Origin of the sequence: Klebsiella sp. 141161 (genome assembly GCF_050600815.1) — a bacterium.
GTDB lineage: Bacteria > Pseudomonadota > Gammaproteobacteria > Enterobacterales > Enterobacteriaceae > Klebsiella > Klebsiella aerogenes.
The window spans coordinates 1-203 of record NZ_JAQIRN010000040.1 but is presented as its reverse complement, the minus strand read 5'-3'; the positions used below and the strand labels follow the sequence as shown (position 1 = coordinate 203).

The 203-nt window shown below is 53.7% G+C and carries 1 rRNA gene; it reads left to right on the top strand.

The features are described from left to right. Positions 1-203, top strand: a 23S ribosomal RNA gene (locus tag PGR79_RS23880); the annotation flags it as partial.

The window sequence follows — 203 nt, the reverse complement described above, 5'->3', positions numbered from 1 at the left end:
ATGTGTAGGATAGGTGGGAGGCTTTGAAGCGTGGACGCCAGTCTGCGTGGAGCCAACCTTGAAATACCACCCTTTAATGTTTGATGTTCTAACGTTGGCCCCTAATCGGGGTTGCGGACAGTGTCTGGTGGGTAGTTTGACTGGGGCGGTCTCCTCCCAAAGAGTAACGGAGGAGCACGAAGGTTAGCTAATCCTGGTCGGAC